A 14,959-nucleotide genomic window follows, 5' to 3' on the forward strand; every position below is an offset into this window, starting at 1 on the left:
GGTCTATACTGCACGGTGTTATCTTCCGTGCTTTCTTTGTCAAAGAACAATATATGTGAAAGGGAAAACTTAACCATGTAATCAAATCTTGAAAGCTAAAATGCTATGCATAAGCTTCGAACGTAAACGATCATGTGTGTCTACATCAATGCCCCAATACGTATTACCACGCTCATCATAAAGTTTACGCATAGACAAACTTGCCATATAGCTTCCATAATGCAAAATAACGTAATTCATCGCTTCTGGATCACCCTTATTTGCAGCTAAAATAATTGGATACGGTAATAAGCCACATTCGTTGTCTTTTGTGTTAGCATCAATCATCCCAGTCATCTGCATGTTCCTCCAAAAATCGCTTTAACCTTTTGAAAGAGCTTGTCCGCCTATACTGAACGGTACTACGTGGAATATCGAGTAGTCCAGCTATTTCTACATCTGATTTGTCAAAAAAGTAGTATAATAGGACAGTCTTACGCTTTTCTTTTGGCAAAGTACGCAACGCTTCAGCAAGTAATTTCGGAGTGATTTTCTTTCCAGCCACTTGAAAACTTTGTCCTTCTTCTCCTTCATATTGCTTATCTAAGGTATAGAGTTGATTTTCTTCTTGTGGTGTGAGATCAGAAAATGTCATCTCCCTTGCTTGTTGTTGGCGCCTTTCGTTATAAGTATTGATTGCTTCATTCTTCAATACACGTTTACAAAAAGCATTGAATGCACAGCGAACTTGCCATTCGGCACGATCTGGTTCTATCATGCACTTCCTCTCCCTTCGCAACTGCAAAGGTGGGTGATGATTTCCCCTTTCATAACCTTCAACAAGATTTTTTATAAAATGCCAACAAATGAATAAAATCTTTATGAAATATTTATTAGACAAAAAAATAATTAAGGCACAAGTTGGATGCACATAAAAGTTTATACACGTTATTAAATAATGTATTAAACTATATTACAGTCGTTATATTCCTAGAAAACTTCAAACGATTACCCATGCATTTGGAACAAAGCCACCTTTTACTAGCTAAATTTTTTTTAAACTACACTCTGATTGAATTTCACATTATATTTAACCAAAAAAATACCCCTGAGATTAACTTGATCTCAAGGGCACACATCAATTGACTTGTTTCTTTAAAAAATTCACTATTTCTAAGCCTATGAGCTAGGCTTTCTTATGATTAAATCTGTAAGTCAATAATGCACCACCTAGTAGCAGTAATATCCCTACCAACATTATATTAAATATGTTTGTTGCTGTAGTAGGTAATTTATTACCAAATGTTTCTGGTGTTTCTGGTGTTTCTGGTGTTTCTGGAATTATCTCTACTGGTACTTCTGGTTCTTCCGGATTCTCTGGGTCTGTTGGATCTGTAACTGTCGCTACGTTCACAATCTCACCTGAGGCATCTTCCGATACTTTCGCTGTGAATGTTACTAGTGCTGTCTCTTCACCTTTTAATTCAGGGATTACTACTGTTAATGTATTACCATCAATTTCTGTTTCAACATCCTCACCGTTTAACTGAATCGTATCGTCTACTAGTGTTAATCCCTCTGGTAAGGCATCTGTGACTTCTAAACCTTTTAATGTTGAACCTTTTACCGTATTCGTAACTTCGATTGTGTATTCTAATTCATCACCTGGTTTTGCTTCATCTTTATTAACGAGCTTCTCCGCTGTGAACTCACCATCTGGAGTCACTTGTACTGGTACTTCTGGTACTTGTGGTTCATCTGGATTATCTGGATCTGTGACTGTCGCTACGTTCACAATCTCACCTGAGGCATCTTTCGATACGTTAGCTGTGAATGTTACTAGTGCTGTCTCTTCACCTTTTAATTCAGGGATTACTACTGTAAATGTATTACCATCAATTTCTGCTTCAACATCCTCGCCGTTTAACTGAATTGTTCCGTCTACTAATGTTAAGCCCTCTGGTAATGCATCTGTCACTTCTAAACCTTTTAATGTTGAACCTTTTACCGTATTCGTAACTTCGATTGTGTATTCTAAATCATCACCTGGTTTTGCTTCATCTTTATTAACGAGCTTCTCCGCTGTGAACTCACCATCTGGAGTCACTTGTACTGGTACTTCTGGTACTTGTGGTTCATCTGGATTATCTGGATCTGTGACTGTCGCTACGTTCACAATCTCACCTGAGGCATCTTTCGATACGTTAGCTGTGAATGTTACTAGTGCTGTCTCTTCACCTTTTAATTCAGGGATTACTACTGTAAATGTATTACCATCAATTTCCGCTTCAACATCTTCACCGTTTAACTGAATTGTTCCGTCTACTAATGTTAAGCCTTCTGGTAACGCATCAGTAACTTCTATATCCTTTAATACTGATCCTGCAACAGTGTTCGTAACGTTGATTGTGTATTCTAATTCTTCACCTGGTTTGGCTTCAGCTTTATTTACTAGCTTCTCAGATGTGAATTCACCTGGTATTATTTTAGCCTGATTTTTTATTACAAGTATGTGACCTTTATCGTCATTTCCTATAGTAAACTCATGTTTTTGATCTGGATCAAATTCTACATGATCAGGAGCAGATACTTCTGTAACATAATAATCTCCTGGTTCTAAATTTGGAAATTCGAATATACCATTTGATCCAGTTGTCAATTCTTCCCCACCTGGTACTGGCACTCCATCACTGGTATATAAATTAAAAGTTACACCTGGTAAGGGTGAAGTTTTACCATCCTTTTCTAATAACTTTATTAATCTAACAACACCTTTTCCTGGAAATACCTCCCCTCCCGCTGAAGGTGGTTTTACTTTACTTGTCTGTGTATCTTGAATTTCCTGACCATCCTTTGTATAGTTAGCAACGGCTGTGTTTTCTATTTCCGGGAAATACTTTCCTTCATCTGTTATCCGTGTTCTATAGTTTAATTCAAATCTCATATTGTCAGGTATACTATTTTTATGGAAAGTAAAAATAACCTCCATATCATTTACTATATTAACACTGACAATTCCCTGGGCTACCGCATTTTCTAATGACAATTGAGGTTGTGTTACTATATCCCCATCGTCATTCATTATCCATATTCTAAAAAAAGAACCTGATAAGAAATCATCGGGACGATACTGTCCCTCTCCTAAGATATCGTGTACAACAACATCACTTTCCAAACCACTATGATTATCATTCACTCGAATAAACCATCTTATTACTTCAGCATTAGAAGAAGCTATATCCCCAACTTTAGTAAATAATGGAGCTACAGTTCCATGAGGATTTCGATAAATTGTATATGATGCTTCAGGTGCATCGGTTCCTAAATTTGTTGTAAAATCCATAGAGTAATAAATGTTATCAGGATGCACCGGTAATGGAGCAGTCCTCACATCCATCTCTAGTAATCCACCCGTGATAAACTGATAGTTTTCTATTATTTCACTAAAGACAACTGTCACCTTTTTAAGATTATTAGATTCCACAATTGCATGACCAATTACTTGTCCATTCATATATATTTCCACAGGATTTTCCCTGTAAAATGCACTTAGATTATCAGGTAAAGTTAAGGTTATATAGTCACCTGGAAAAACTTTCATTTCATCCTTTGACGAAAATCTTACAGTCATTCTGGTGTTATTTCCTCCATTTATCACCTGAGGTTCAAAAGAGATACTATCCAGAAATTGGAGTTCATGTGGGTTAGGAAGAGGCCACCAAGCGCAAGCGCGGTAGCCTTAACCCCAACATTTGACATAGAACCATTTTTAATAAAACGTTTGGATCAATTCCAGAAATATTTCATTTCCTTAACCCCTGCATCCCAAAGCTTTACATTTCCCTTAACGATTATCGTAATCTTACTTGCACGTTCAAGTGGAATTTCAAACAGTTGTGGAAACAATTCCGGATAATTCAGTTGCTCCGTTCCAGAGCCGGATAATACCTCACGATCATCGACTAAAACTCGTATACTTCCATCACGATCCATTACGTCCGGTATTCCATAATAAAATGAAAACATAATCTCCTTCTCGGACGTATACGTGTAGGTTTCACTTCCTTTGCCTTTGGCGTCAAATACATTATATTCCGGTTCGACGTTTTGACCGCTAACTTTAAAGCTGTACGGTTTTGTTCCCGCTGTTGTCTGCCCGGAACTATCTTTCAGTTCATTCAAAGCGATAAAGGGACCTTCTGCTTTGGTGAACGTTTTCTCCACAATTCCGCAAATTGCTAATACCCCGATTAGAAGAACAATACACAAGATACCGGTAATGGCCATATTTAGCCAAAAGTTCTTTGTTCGATACCCCAGTTTGTACGCTCCGAATCCGATGCTTGCACCTAAAGAGTTTTGGATGGCATCGTTAATATCAAAGCTTCCGAGCAAAGTTAGTGCCTGTATGGTTTCGATCACGAGAATAGACAGGAAGAACAATGAAAAGAAACGAATAAACCTCACACGGAATAATAATGGAATCAAGATGCCGAATGGAATGAAGGCTGCTACATTTCCTAGATCTACGAAATCCATCAGAGTAGGATGCAGAAAATCAGAAATCTTTGGCAAATGGTAGAACTCAATCGGAAAAAAAATAAAGGTGGCCCCAGTCGTGCTGGCAGATGCACCTATTCTGCCGAAAGCGAAAAAAATAAAATATAGTATCAAAATAGTATAAAGAATAGTTACGGTAAAAATAACTGTACGTTTTTGCGGCAACTTGTCAGTCATATAAAAACACCTCTTGAAACAGTGTATCAAAAGTCATGTGTAAAATACATCGTATTGGAGAAAGTTGGATTACAAAAGAGGAGGACATTCAGACAGGATGATCCTCCGCACCGACGAAATATATTTATGGTCATTTCCGCAAATGTATGGACAGACTTTTAGGACCGTTTCACAGCGGCAAACCGTGCAGGAGTAACCCTGCCACCTTTTCGAAAGAGTGGATGGAACATAACTCACTGCGAGTATATAAGCCATAATCACTTTTCAAAAATTACCAGTGATGAAAATGCTCCCCAAAGGTAGAAGAAAATTTTTCTTTTTCATCTGTCTACCAATGAGGAGTATTAAATCACTTTCTTCAAGTAGCTTGGCCTTACAAAAGGGTCATTTACAAAGGGCACATGATAAATGTAACGTCCTCTTTATAGTATATTTAGAATTTGAATCAAATGTTGCTTTTCTGCCATTCTTCTTGATTTAATTCTCCGTTTATTGCGGCTGCGGATACAGCGCCTGAAGCAGCTGCCACAATAGATTGGTGCAAGTGTGTCGTTGCATCGCCGGCTGCATAAACACCAGGTACACTTGTTTTTCCAGACTCATCGACTTCAATGATTCCTGTATCCGATATACGGCAACCAAGTGCGACAGGCAATTCCGAACCAAGTACCAACTCTGATCGGAAGAAAATTCCTGTGCACGGAATTTCTGTTCCATCTTCAAGCTTAACATGGTTTACCATGCCCTCATTTGATTGGATGGAATGAATCGGCGTATTGAATACCGGGATATGATGTGCACGCAATTCTTCACGTTCTGCTTCACTCAATTCATCGGGACCATTTGTACAAACTACAATCCGCTTCGTCCACCCGGAAAGCAATGGGACAAAATGCATTAATGCCGCTCCTCTGTTTATGACAACTAATTGCTGATCCCTTAGTTCCCAGCCGTCACAATACGGGCATACAAATGCGCTCTTGCCATAGACTTCCGCCAACCCTCGTATGCCAAGATCGCGATCCTTCATTCCGATAGCAAACAACAGTTTTCGTGCGGCTATATTCAACCCTGAAGCAGTTTCCAACAAAAATTGGCCATCTGCCCCTTCTATCAACTCGACCGTATCTTCCAAATGGGAAACCGACGGATACGTGTGAAGCTGTTCTTTTGCAATGTTTCGAAAGTCATGCGGGCTAATGCCATCGCGGGTTAAAAAGGCATGAGCCTCCCTCGTCACTGCATTACGCGGTTGCCCCTCATCGATAATCAACGTCTTCTTCCTAGCCCGTCCCAGTATAAGTCCAGCACTTAAACCGGCAGGACCTCCACCAATAATCACAACATCAACTTCCTTCATGATTCACTACCTTTCTCTGATTCGTTTAACTTTAAAGATGTGCATGCGTTCAATAATTACTCTGTACATCTCATCTAACCAGTACTACTGAAAATATCCGTCATTCCGTTTATCCTATATTCTTACTCTTCTAAGGTGATTGCATTACATGTTGGCATCACCTCCTTACATAAAAGTTTCATTTCATCAAGGACTTTAAAGATACGTATTGTCTATAATTGGTCGAAAAAATATGTGCTAGAAAACGATGTTCGTTTCCTGCACAAGATCGGACATTTTTTTATTTCGTAAATGCTCTTCCATTTTTTCCTCTGCTGCCAATACGACTTTTTGAATCGGACAATCTGGTCCGTGATCGAAACTACAATCAAACAAGGAGGCCGATCCCTCAATCGCTTGAATAATGTCAAGAAATGAAATATCTTCCCAATTTCGTTTCAGTCTGTATCCACCATTCACTCCTGTTATAGATTCAATCATGCCAGCCTTTACTAGTTTGGTCAGGATCTTGGACAGATACGTTGGTGACACCTTTTGCTTCTCAGCAAGCAGCTGAACGCCAACAGGTTTTTCCGGAGTCGCTGCAGCAAGAAAAAGCATCGTATGTAGAGCATAATCAGTAGCCTTTGAAAACTTCATTCCTCATCACCCTAATTAAGGATTTTATTTATCTATAATAACTTGAATGTTGTTAAACGCCAAGCATCATGCATGGGCTATTTATTATAGCAGCTAGTCGAACTTCTTGAACATGCTCTAATCGTATGGCAATGCTTCTCTTATTTATTTTTCTGCAGACACATTTTATTGTTACTCTATGCCACGCAACTTACAGCTTATAACCTATCCTTCTTTCTTATAATAGCTTGTCTAGTTCTTTTTTTATTATATTTGATTGGAGGAAGGCTTCCATGATTTTCATACATTGAGAATTAAGTGGAGTTTTAAATTTAGTATTTGAAACGTAACTTCGATTTGGCTTTTCTCTTTATTTCATTCTAGCCTTGACTTTTATTAAATAGTTTAGCAAATTTCAAGTAATGTAACATGTACTTAGCAAGTGTGATGACTGCAAAAATCAACATTAAAATGATTGTGATGGAAGCGCCTGGCGGTGTACCCAATTCATAAGAAGCGACTAAACCGCTTAACATGCCAACAAGTGCAATGACCATTCCATTTAGTATGACACCGTAGAAGCTTTTGCTTAAACGAAGCGAGATCGCTGCGGGCAAAATGATAATGGCTGAGACAAGCAAAGCCCCGACAATCGGCATGATTACGGCTATTGTGACTCCTGTTAACACATTAAACAAAATCGACATCGCTTTAATAGGCAGGCCAGCTGTAAAAGCTGTTTCCTCATCAAATGTAAGAACATACATCGGTTTTCGATATATTAAATATAATAATCCGATCATGATCGTTAATCCTAGTAACATCCATATTTGTTCTTTGTTAATCGTAACGATGGAACCGAATAGAAATTGCGTTACACTTAATGTAGCTCCACCATCACTTATTTCCATCAGGACAAGCGCTGCTGCCATTCCGACAGACATTAATATGGCAATCGAAATTTCAGAATATGTGCGGTACATTTGCCGCAAAAGTTCAAGTAAAATTGCAATGACGATTACCATGAGAATATTGGTCCATGTCGGATTGATACCAATGAACAGACCTAGCGCTACCCCAGCTAACGAGACATGGGATAAAGTATCTGCCATTAGTGATTGTCTGCGCAATACTAAAAACAATCCTAATATTGGAGCGATGAATGAGATTAAAAATGAAGCTTGGAAAGCTCTTTGCATGAATCCATAGAAAAACATCTCCAAGGTGAGTTCTCCTTCCGTATCAACGCAATGTGTTTATTAGCGTAGTGACGAATCTCTTCATGATCGTGTGTAACCATTAAGATACCTTTGCCATGCTCTGTACTATGGTGCTTCAATAATTGATAAAATTCTTGACGTGAACGTACATCCATTCCAATTGTAGGTTCATCTAATATAAACAAATCTGGATCTGTTGAGAATACACGAGCAATTAATATCCGCTGCTTTTGTCCGCCTGATAATTCTCCTATCTTTTTATGACGCATCTCCCACATTCCCACTGATTCAAGGGAACGACGAACATGCTCTTTATCTTCTTGATCTAACCTTTTAAACCATTTGCCTCTTTGAAAACGCCCAGACTCCACCAGTTCTAGTACAGTGCTCGGAAAACCTGCATTAAAGGAAGCGACCTGCTGGGAAACATAGCCTACAACTAACTTTTCACCGATACGGTTTTTCGGTGAAAGTTGAACACTTCCTTTTGAAGGTTTGAGGAGGCCTAAAATATTTCGCAAAAGTGTTGTCTTCGCCGCACCATTTTCTCCCGTAAGCATTACAAAATCTCCTGGAGCTACTTCAAAAGAAATATTTTCTAGTACGGGTTGATCTTCATAATGAAAGGCAAGATTTTCCACTTTGACATAATGCATATTAAACAACCTCCCGCAAAAAAAGTTCGTTTTTCTTAAAATATCGCTGTTTTTCTTTCTATTAGTCCGTTTATTCTTTCTGCATAATCAAAATATGCAGCATATATAGCGTTCTATGAATTTTTTAATATCCACTCATCTATAATCAACATATTATTGAATACTTAACTGCAGAGATTTCAAGTTCTCACGCATTGCTTCTACATAGCCTAAATTTTTATCCTGCAATTCTTTCGATAATACTTCTAAATCATATAGTACTGCTGTCTCCGTTCCTGTTTCATTGGCGACAGTTTGGGCAATTGCTGAGTTAGCTCCTTGTTGATAATAGATAATTGGCACATTATATTCTTTTAATAAGTCGCCAATCTCTGCAATACGTGAAGGACTTGGTTCGATTTCTGTCGATAAGCCGCCAATCGCAATCTGCTCTAAATGATAACGCTTCGCAAGGTATCCAAATGCTTGGTGTTGTACGACAAACACCCGATGTTTTGCATCTTTAAATGCGGATTCATAATCTTTATGTAATTCTTGAAGTTCTTTTATAAATGATTCCGCATTTTGTTCGTAAATGTCTTTTCCGTCTGGATCCGCATGAATAAGTGCGTCACGGATCACCTTTACTTGCTCTTGTGCCAAAACGGGATCTAACCAAATATGAGGATCCTGATTGTCATGATTGTCAATGAGAACGGACACAGGCTCTGATTCAGCGTAAACATTATGGTCATGATCGTAAAGTACTGCTTTGACTTCAAAGCTTTCTTCAGACATTTTATACTCAAAATGGTCCGTTTCTTGACCAGTGACTACTTCCCATTCTTCATCATGGTTTTCGCGTGTAAACCAGTGCCAATTCTTAAAGTCCGTCTCTTCTTTAAGCTTAGCAACAAGTGTAACGACATCTCCTGTATGATAATGATCATTAAGCCCGATGATATCTACTGTTGCAGCTGTTTCTTCACTTCCATGTTCGTGGTCATGGTTTGGATCATGTCCGTCATGATTATCTATAACAATTTCTATTATTTCTGACTGTGCAACTTCATGATGGGCTTCATCATATAATACCGCTCGCACCTCAAAACTTTCTTCCATTGCTTCAGCATGGAATTCAGGTCCAAATTGATTGGGAACCGTTTTCCACTCTTCGTCAGAACCTTTTCTTGTATACCAATGCCAATGATCAGCATCTACATCTTCCTCTATTTCCGCAATTAACTGAATCCTGTCACCCGTATGATAATGGTCCTCAACACCTTTAATTGTTATCATTTCAGTAGCTTCATGATGATGAGGATGTCCGTGGTCATGATTGGCTAAATCAACACCATCCGCGGCACGAGCTATAACAAGATTATCGTTTTCTATTGTTTTGAGCAGGCTATTTACCCAATGCTCCATATCTTCACTACTATAAACAAACACGTCTGCTTCATTGACACGTGCCACGTCTTTAGCACTTGGTTCATAGTGGTGTGCATCTTGCCCATCAGAGACCATTAACGCTACGTCTGCCCGGTCCCCAGCTACTTGTTTCGTAAATTCATACATTGGATAAAATGATGCTATCACTGAAAGCTTATCAACTGATGTGCTTTCTTCATTTTGACAGCCGAAAAGAATCACACTAATCATTGAAATAAGTAAAATTGCAGCTAGGCAATTTCTTTTCATTTCTTTCTCTCCTTTTTCTGCATTAAAAATTTCTCTCCTTTTACTCCCTCTAACAATGAGATTCACTATTCAATGTGGTGGTGAGGAATACATCTTTTTCGCTTCTTATTTCCTGGACCCGCACAAAAAAATCACCAATGCAATCACTCGTAACCGTTCTTTCCTTTTTTTCATTTTTCGTTTATCAAAAAGACGAATCCAGCGATTGCTATCCGTGCCGCCATTGTAAAGGAACGCATCAAGCTTGGATGGAAGGGCACTTAAACAACGTTTGATTGTACGAACCATTTGAAGACGTTCAAAAAATGTAGAGTTACACTTCTTACAATGAGTTACGATATATTTTGACTAGAGTCTTTCCTTCTTTTGTTTCCCAGCTTTTGGTTAACAAAGAGGGTGGGGGAGTGTGTTTTTTGTCCTCTTTTTAGGAATTGATTCAACTCACCACCACATGCAGTATTGAGCCCGATAAATCTATAAAGATTTATTTTTTTCTAGATAATGAGAAGAATAGAAACAGACATTGTCGCTGATCCTATTTTTCACACCTTTATAGGCAAGCAAATGCCACTAATGTGCTGGCACTGTGCCTTCCTCATCTGGCATTACATAATAGTAGATGCCATACTAATGTGCTAACATATCACGCACGAGACTTTCTGCATCTAACTCTGCTGGATAATATGTTGGCCAATTCGTCACTTCTTCTAGTAGTTCATCTCGATCATCTCCCCAGTATAAATGGAAATGATTGGAGTCGACTGGGAAAATGTTATGATCGCTAAATTGAATATATTGCGGCATACCTTCTGTTCCATCTACTAATTTATAAATAAAGCGAACTCCTCGATTGCCTTTTTCATAAGTAAGGATTTCATATCCATCTGATTCGTACTTACCTGAGTATTCTTTGCCATTTTGGTAGAATGTTACTACATTATTCGCAATCTTGATGTGATCTACATCTGTTTCATATCCTGCTGTGTAATACTCTTTATACTCTTCAGCAGTCATATCTCCGTTTTTTGCTTTATGTTCAAACACAACATCTAAATCTCCAGATAAAAGATATGGATAAACAGACTGCCACTCTCCATCCCAATCCGATAATTCACGGTCTTTCACTTGCGCGTCTTCAAAATATCCTTGATAGATTTGTTTACTTGCTTCGTCATGTCCATGATGATCATCAATGACGATTTTAACTGGCTCTGATTGAACGATTGGTTCGTGATGATCATCAAACAAAACGACTTTTAGTTCTAAGCCATCAGTTGTTGCCTCGCCTATGAATGTTGCTGTTTCCTGACCAGAAACGACTTCCCATTCTTCACTTGCACTTTCTCTGCTATACCAGTGCCAATGTTCATGCTCTGATTCTTCATCTAATACCGCGGATAACTCAATCTTATCACCAGTATGATAATGGTGAGCGAGACCTTCAATTTTTATCCCAACAGGTGTCTCTTCATCATTCGAATGCTGAGCGTGTTCCTCATCATGAACTTCTTCTTCCCCTGTTACATGCTCTTCTTTCGTTCCTTGACACGCTGTTAAAACGAAACAAAGTAAAAACAAGCTGAATAAACGAATTAGCAGTTTCTTCATTTTCTCATCTCCAATTTTTTATTTTTATATAAAACATAAAACGTAATTGTTACGTTTTATACCTCATACTTATTTCAATCAATACATCTTTGTGTCAAGATTTTCGTTTCCCGATGTAGAGAATGTCTTTTCAAACGAGGACAAAATTTTTGTTAGCGCTACGGTCAAAATTTGTTCGCTTATTTTTTGCAGGAATATAATTTCTATCGCCTGTTTATGTAGAGGCTAAAGTAATTTTGACTCCCATAATTATCCCTCCCAAATCATTGATATGTTTCTTTGCTTACATATTGTTGCTTCAAAAAATAAAATTATTTCGTAAACTCGATGTATTGAATTACTTCGATAATATGCAATCGATGCTTAAGGATAAAACGTAATGATTACGATTTAAAAAAGTACTTCATAATTATAAAACGAAATCATTACGATTTGCAACTATTTTTTCTCACACCTAATAAATAATAGCAATTAGCTGATTTTTTAAGTGTGTTGTGGCAAATATGGCAATTCGAAAATCGCAATTTTAATTTTTCAACCTAAATGGACTTATAAAAATTCCAAAGTTCAGATGTTAAAAAGATGCTGTACAATGCCTTAAATGGCATTTATTTGTTCAGTTTGGTTCGAGATTTCCATACATTTTTTATCCATATCACAATTCCCGAAACGTTGATATTAATGGATTCCGGGGTGTTCAATACACTTAGCGTTTATCTGTATATGTCCCGAAAAATCAAAACCACCAGTGTGAACTGGTGGTTTGTTCTGCGGCTAGAAGCCTCTGTTACCGGCCTTGGCCTTAAAGGCCCACTGAATGGGTTTCCCTTTTGCACCACACTTACTCACTGATTCTAAAAGAATCTCTTATTTCTTTTTATTTTTCTTCCCTGTAAATGGATCAAATTCTTCGAATAAAGTTAATTGATCACTCATGTAGTCATCTTTAAGCTGATTTCTTATGTATTCTTGTATTTGATTTTTATTTCTTCCCACTGTATCTACAAAGTAGCCTCGACACCAGAATTTTCGATTACCGTATCTGTACTTTAAATTCGCGTGACGATCAAATATCATTAAGCTACTTTTTCCTTTTAAGTATCCCATGAAGGAAGATACACTTAATTTCGGTGGTATACTCACTAACATATGAATATGATCTCTACACGCATTTGCCTCGTGTATATCAACTTCTTTTCTTTCACAAAGCTCTCTTATAATTTCTCCAATACTTTGTTTGTATTTTCCATAAATCACTTGTCTTCTATATTTTGGAGCAAATACTATATGATACTTACATCTCCACTTTGTATGTGCTAAACTATTCTTGTCCTGCATAGGGCTTTGCCTCCTTCTTTGGTGAGTTTTGGTGGTCGGGAAACCAACCTTAGCTTACCATGAAGAGAGGCTTTTTTTGACCCCACGCTTGAAGCTCTTTAGAACCCCCGGCATAGCCAGGGGTTTTCTAAAATCATAAAAAGAAAACAGCCTGCATGTGCACAGACTGTTTCACAATTTTTATATTTACTTATCCAACATATTCAAATACACCATGTGACGTAACGAGAAAGTTTCCGTTTAATTCTAAATCTCTCCCAAGTGCTCGATAGTCAATATAGTTCTGTAAATTAGTAGGAACTTCCCCAAGCATGCCTGTTTCTTCCACATAATACCGAGCCACATCTTCCATATCTTCACAATCTGTATAACAGATAATATCATCTTGATTTTCTAGTAATTCTTCTAAACTATCAAACCAATAATTTTTAATTTCGGATAGCTCATGATAAATTGGCGATCCTTTCAATTCTTCTACCATCGCACATAACCGATTGATTTCAGAGATTGGTGTGTATTCATCAATTTCAAATGGCAACTCGTAATCATGCACGGCATACTCTTCATATTCGCTATTTAATCCGATACGCTCTTTTACGTCTTCCATATCAATCGGAGGCGTAAACCAAGCGCCAACCAATTCGCCCTCATTGTATTTTCCGAGGTTGGCAATGTAAACTTGCATGTCCATTAGTTTTCACATCCTTTTTATTAAAAATGGGCATAAAAAAACAGCTAACTGTTCATTGTAGCTGTTTTCATTTTCGTATTTTGATTTCACTAGAGCCAACAATTAATAAAAATATTTGTTGAATAAGATCTAAGAGATATCTGCGTTAAACTTTTATTAAACAATCGCACCCTTTAGTTGAAGAGTGTTCCATTAATTTTTGACATCGTAGTGTAGTTCAACAAATTGATTGAAATTCCTAGTTCCTTTCAACGAAAGATCCAATTGATAATCTCCCTCTTTAAATAATGGAATCCCTTTACCAAGTATTGTTGGAGCAACCGTTAAGATCAGTTCATTAACCAATTTTTCTTGTATAAATGACTGTAACAATTCTCCTCCACCAACAATCCATATGTTCTTTCCTTCTTGATTTTTCAATTTATGAATAAAATTAGTTACATCATCATTAACAAACCTTACATTTTCGGTATCTTCAACAACCGATCTTGTAAACACATAACATTCTTTGTTTTTATATGGGAACTCCTTTATATCTTGCTTCATTATCCAATCGTAAGTTCTTTTGCCCATTAAAACCGTATCGACCGTTTCATAAAACTCTGTAAATCCGTTATCTCCTTCACCTTCAACCTTAAATAACCATTCAAGAGATTCCTCTTTTGTAGCAATATATCCATCCAAACTTGAAGCAATAAATAATACTAAATTACGTTTTTTGCTCATCATTTTTCCCTTGCTTTTATTCCATTAACTGACCCGTTTGTTGAATAAACGACTCTTTTTCTAGTATTAATATTTCATACTATACAGTAAACACACATTTTTTTCTATAAATCACATTATCTAAGCTCCAATAATTCTGTTGAATAAGTTTAACAATACATCTTTCACTCCACTCGCATTAAAGACTAATCCCACCGCAATTAAGGCAACAATCAAAAAGCCAATCAGCTTAGAAAATTCACGCTTAAATCCTAAATAAATCCCGATAACAACAATTGCCATCAACACTAACGATTGTGCATTACTTAAAAACCAATTATAGAGATTTTGACCAAAATTCATTGTT

The 14,959-nt window shown here is 37.4% G+C and carries 14 protein-coding genes and 1 pseudogene; all 15 read right to left on the reverse strand.

Annotated features, from left to right (window positions below; genetic code table 11):
• Positions 1-81: 81 nt before the first annotated feature.
• The 15 genes and pseudogenes from AB4Y30_RS15050 to AB4Y30_RS15120 all read right to left on the reverse strand — a co-directional run bounded on the left by AB4Y30_RS15050 (position 82) and on the right by AB4Y30_RS15120 (position 14,955).
• Positions 82-336 (reverse strand): helix-turn-helix domain-containing protein, encoded by a 255-nt coding sequence (locus AB4Y30_RS15050; RefSeq protein WP_336253398.1) that lies wholly within the window; start codon positions 334-336, stop codon positions 82-84.
• The gene (locus tag AB4Y30_RS15055; protein ID WP_368653021.1) at positions 320-757 is read right to left on the reverse strand and encodes an RNA polymerase sigma factor; all 438 of its coding nucleotides are present in this window, start codon (positions 755-757) and stop codon (positions 320-322) included. The genes AB4Y30_RS15050 and AB4Y30_RS15055 overlap by 17 nt, the downstream gene beginning before the upstream one ends.
• 408 nt (positions 758-1,165) lie before the next feature.
• Entirely contained in the window at positions 1,166-3,637 is a 2,472-nt protein-coding gene (locus tag AB4Y30_RS15060; protein ID WP_368653022.1) for an isopeptide-forming domain-containing fimbrial protein, read from the reverse strand.
• Positions 3,638-3,765: 128 nt separating this feature from the next.
• Positions 3,766-4,716, reverse strand: a complete 951-nt coding sequence (locus AB4Y30_RS15065; protein WP_368653023.1) for a VanZ family protein — start codon at positions 4,714-4,716, stop codon at positions 3,766-3,768.
• A gap of 445 nt (positions 4,717-5,161) precedes the next feature.
• A complete protein-coding gene (locus tag AB4Y30_RS15070) occupies positions 5,162-6,076 on the reverse strand; it encodes an NAD(P)/FAD-dependent oxidoreductase (RefSeq protein WP_368653024.1) in 915 nt (304 codons plus the stop codon).
• Positions 6,077-6,313: 237 nt separating this feature from the next.
• On the reverse strand, positions 6,314-6,715 hold the full coding sequence (locus tag AB4Y30_RS15075; RefSeq protein ID WP_368653025.1) for an RrF2 family transcriptional regulator: 402 nt from the start codon (positions 6,713-6,715) through the stop codon (positions 6,314-6,316).
• 359 nt (positions 6,716-7,074) lie between these two features.
• Positions 7,075-7,917 carry a metal ABC transporter permease gene (locus AB4Y30_RS15080; RefSeq protein WP_368653026.1) on the reverse strand — a complete coding sequence of 281 codons (843 nt, stop codon included), beginning with the start codon at positions 7,915-7,917 and terminating at the stop codon, positions 7,075-7,077.
• A complete protein-coding gene (locus AB4Y30_RS15085) occupies positions 7,863-8,570 on the reverse strand; it encodes a metal ABC transporter ATP-binding protein (RefSeq protein ID WP_368653027.1) in 708 nt (235 codons plus the stop codon). Before AB4Y30_RS15085 ends, AB4Y30_RS15080 begins: the two co-directional genes overlap by 55 nt.
• Before the next feature lie 153 nt (positions 8,571-8,723).
• A complete protein-coding gene (locus tag AB4Y30_RS15090) occupies positions 8,724-10,250 on the reverse strand; it encodes a metal ABC transporter solute-binding protein, Zn/Mn family (RefSeq protein ID WP_368653028.1) in 1,527 nt (508 codons plus the stop codon).
• Positions 10,251-10,877: 627 nt separating this feature from the next.
• Positions 10,878-11,858, reverse strand: coding sequence for a metal-binding protein ZinT (locus tag AB4Y30_RS15095; RefSeq protein ID WP_368653029.1), 981 nt, complete (start codon positions 11,856-11,858; stop codon positions 10,878-10,880).
• 74 nt (positions 11,859-11,932) lie between these two features.
• Positions 11,933-12,105: pseudogene (gene rpmG / locus AB4Y30_RS15100) on the reverse strand (50S ribosomal protein L33).
• A 620-nt stretch (positions 12,106-12,725) separates the two neighbouring features.
• Positions 12,726-13,196, reverse strand: a complete 471-nt coding sequence (tnpA, locus tag AB4Y30_RS15105) for an IS200/IS605 family transposase (RefSeq protein ID WP_368652045.1) — start codon at positions 13,194-13,196, stop codon at positions 12,726-12,728.
• A gap of 190 nt (positions 13,197-13,386) precedes the next feature.
• Positions 13,387-13,887, reverse strand: a complete 501-nt coding sequence (locus AB4Y30_RS15110; RefSeq protein ID WP_368653030.1) for an antirestriction protein ArdA — start codon at positions 13,885-13,887, stop codon at positions 13,387-13,389.
• 192 nt (positions 13,888-14,079) lie between these two features.
• A complete protein-coding gene (locus tag AB4Y30_RS15115; protein ID WP_341165799.1) occupies positions 14,080-14,613 on the reverse strand; it encodes a dihydrofolate reductase family protein in 534 nt (177 codons plus the stop codon).
• Positions 14,614-14,733: 120 nt separating this feature from the next.
• Positions 14,734-14,955 carry a hypothetical protein gene (locus tag AB4Y30_RS15120; RefSeq protein ID WP_047185293.1) on the reverse strand — a complete coding sequence of 74 codons (222 nt, stop codon included), beginning with the start codon at positions 14,953-14,955 and terminating at the stop codon, positions 14,734-14,736.
• Positions 14,956-14,959: the final 4 nt, after the last annotated feature.

It is taken from the genome of Ornithinibacillus sp. 4-3 (assembly GCF_040958695.1).
Taxonomy (GTDB): domain Bacteria; phylum Bacillota; class Bacilli; order Bacillales; family Amphibacillaceae; genus CALAMD01.

Excerpts from the sequence above, each read along its gene's own strand:
- AB4Y30_RS15050 (WP_336253398.1), bottom strand. The coding sequence starts at position 336 with ATGACTGGGATGATTGATGCTAACACAAAAGACAACGAATGTGGCTTA.
- AB4Y30_RS15055 (WP_368653021.1), bottom strand. The coding sequence starts at position 757 with ATGATAGAACCAGATCGTGCCGAATGGCAAGTTCGCTGTGCATTCAAT.
- AB4Y30_RS15065 (WP_368653023.1), bottom strand. The coding sequence starts at position 4,716 with ATGACTGACAAGTTGCCGCAAAAACGTACAGTTATTTTTACCGTAACT.
- AB4Y30_RS15070 (WP_368653024.1), bottom strand. The coding sequence starts at position 6,076 with ATGAAGGAAGTTGATGTTGTGATTATTGGTGGAGGTCCTGCCGGTTTA.
- AB4Y30_RS15075 (WP_368653025.1), bottom strand. The coding sequence starts at position 6,715 with ATGAAGTTTTCAAAGGCTACTGATTATGCTCTACATACGATGCTTTTT.
- AB4Y30_RS15085 (WP_368653027.1), bottom strand. The coding sequence starts at position 8,570 with ATGCATTATGTCAAAGTGGAAAATCTTGCCTTTCATTATGAAGATCAA.
- AB4Y30_RS15090 (WP_368653028.1), bottom strand. The coding sequence starts at position 10,250 with ATGAAAAGAAATTGCCTAGCTGCAATTTTACTTATTTCAATGATTAGT.
- AB4Y30_RS15095 (WP_368653029.1), bottom strand. The coding sequence starts at position 11,858 with ATGAAGAAACTGCTAATTCGTTTATTCAGCTTGTTTTTACTTTGTTTC.
- tnpA (WP_368652045.1), bottom strand. The coding sequence starts at position 13,196 with ATGCAGGACAAGAATAGTTTAGCACATACAAAGTGGAGATGTAAGTAT.
- AB4Y30_RS15110 (WP_368653030.1), bottom strand. The coding sequence starts at position 13,887 with ATGGACATGCAAGTTTACATTGCCAACCTCGGAAAATACAATGAGGGC.
- AB4Y30_RS15115 (WP_341165799.1), bottom strand. The coding sequence starts at position 14,613 with ATGAGCAAAAAACGTAATTTAGTATTATTTATTGCTTCAAGTTTGGAT.
- AB4Y30_RS15120 (WP_047185293.1), bottom strand. The coding sequence starts at position 14,955 with ATGAATTTTGGTCAAAATCTCTATAATTGGTTTTTAAGTAATGCACAA.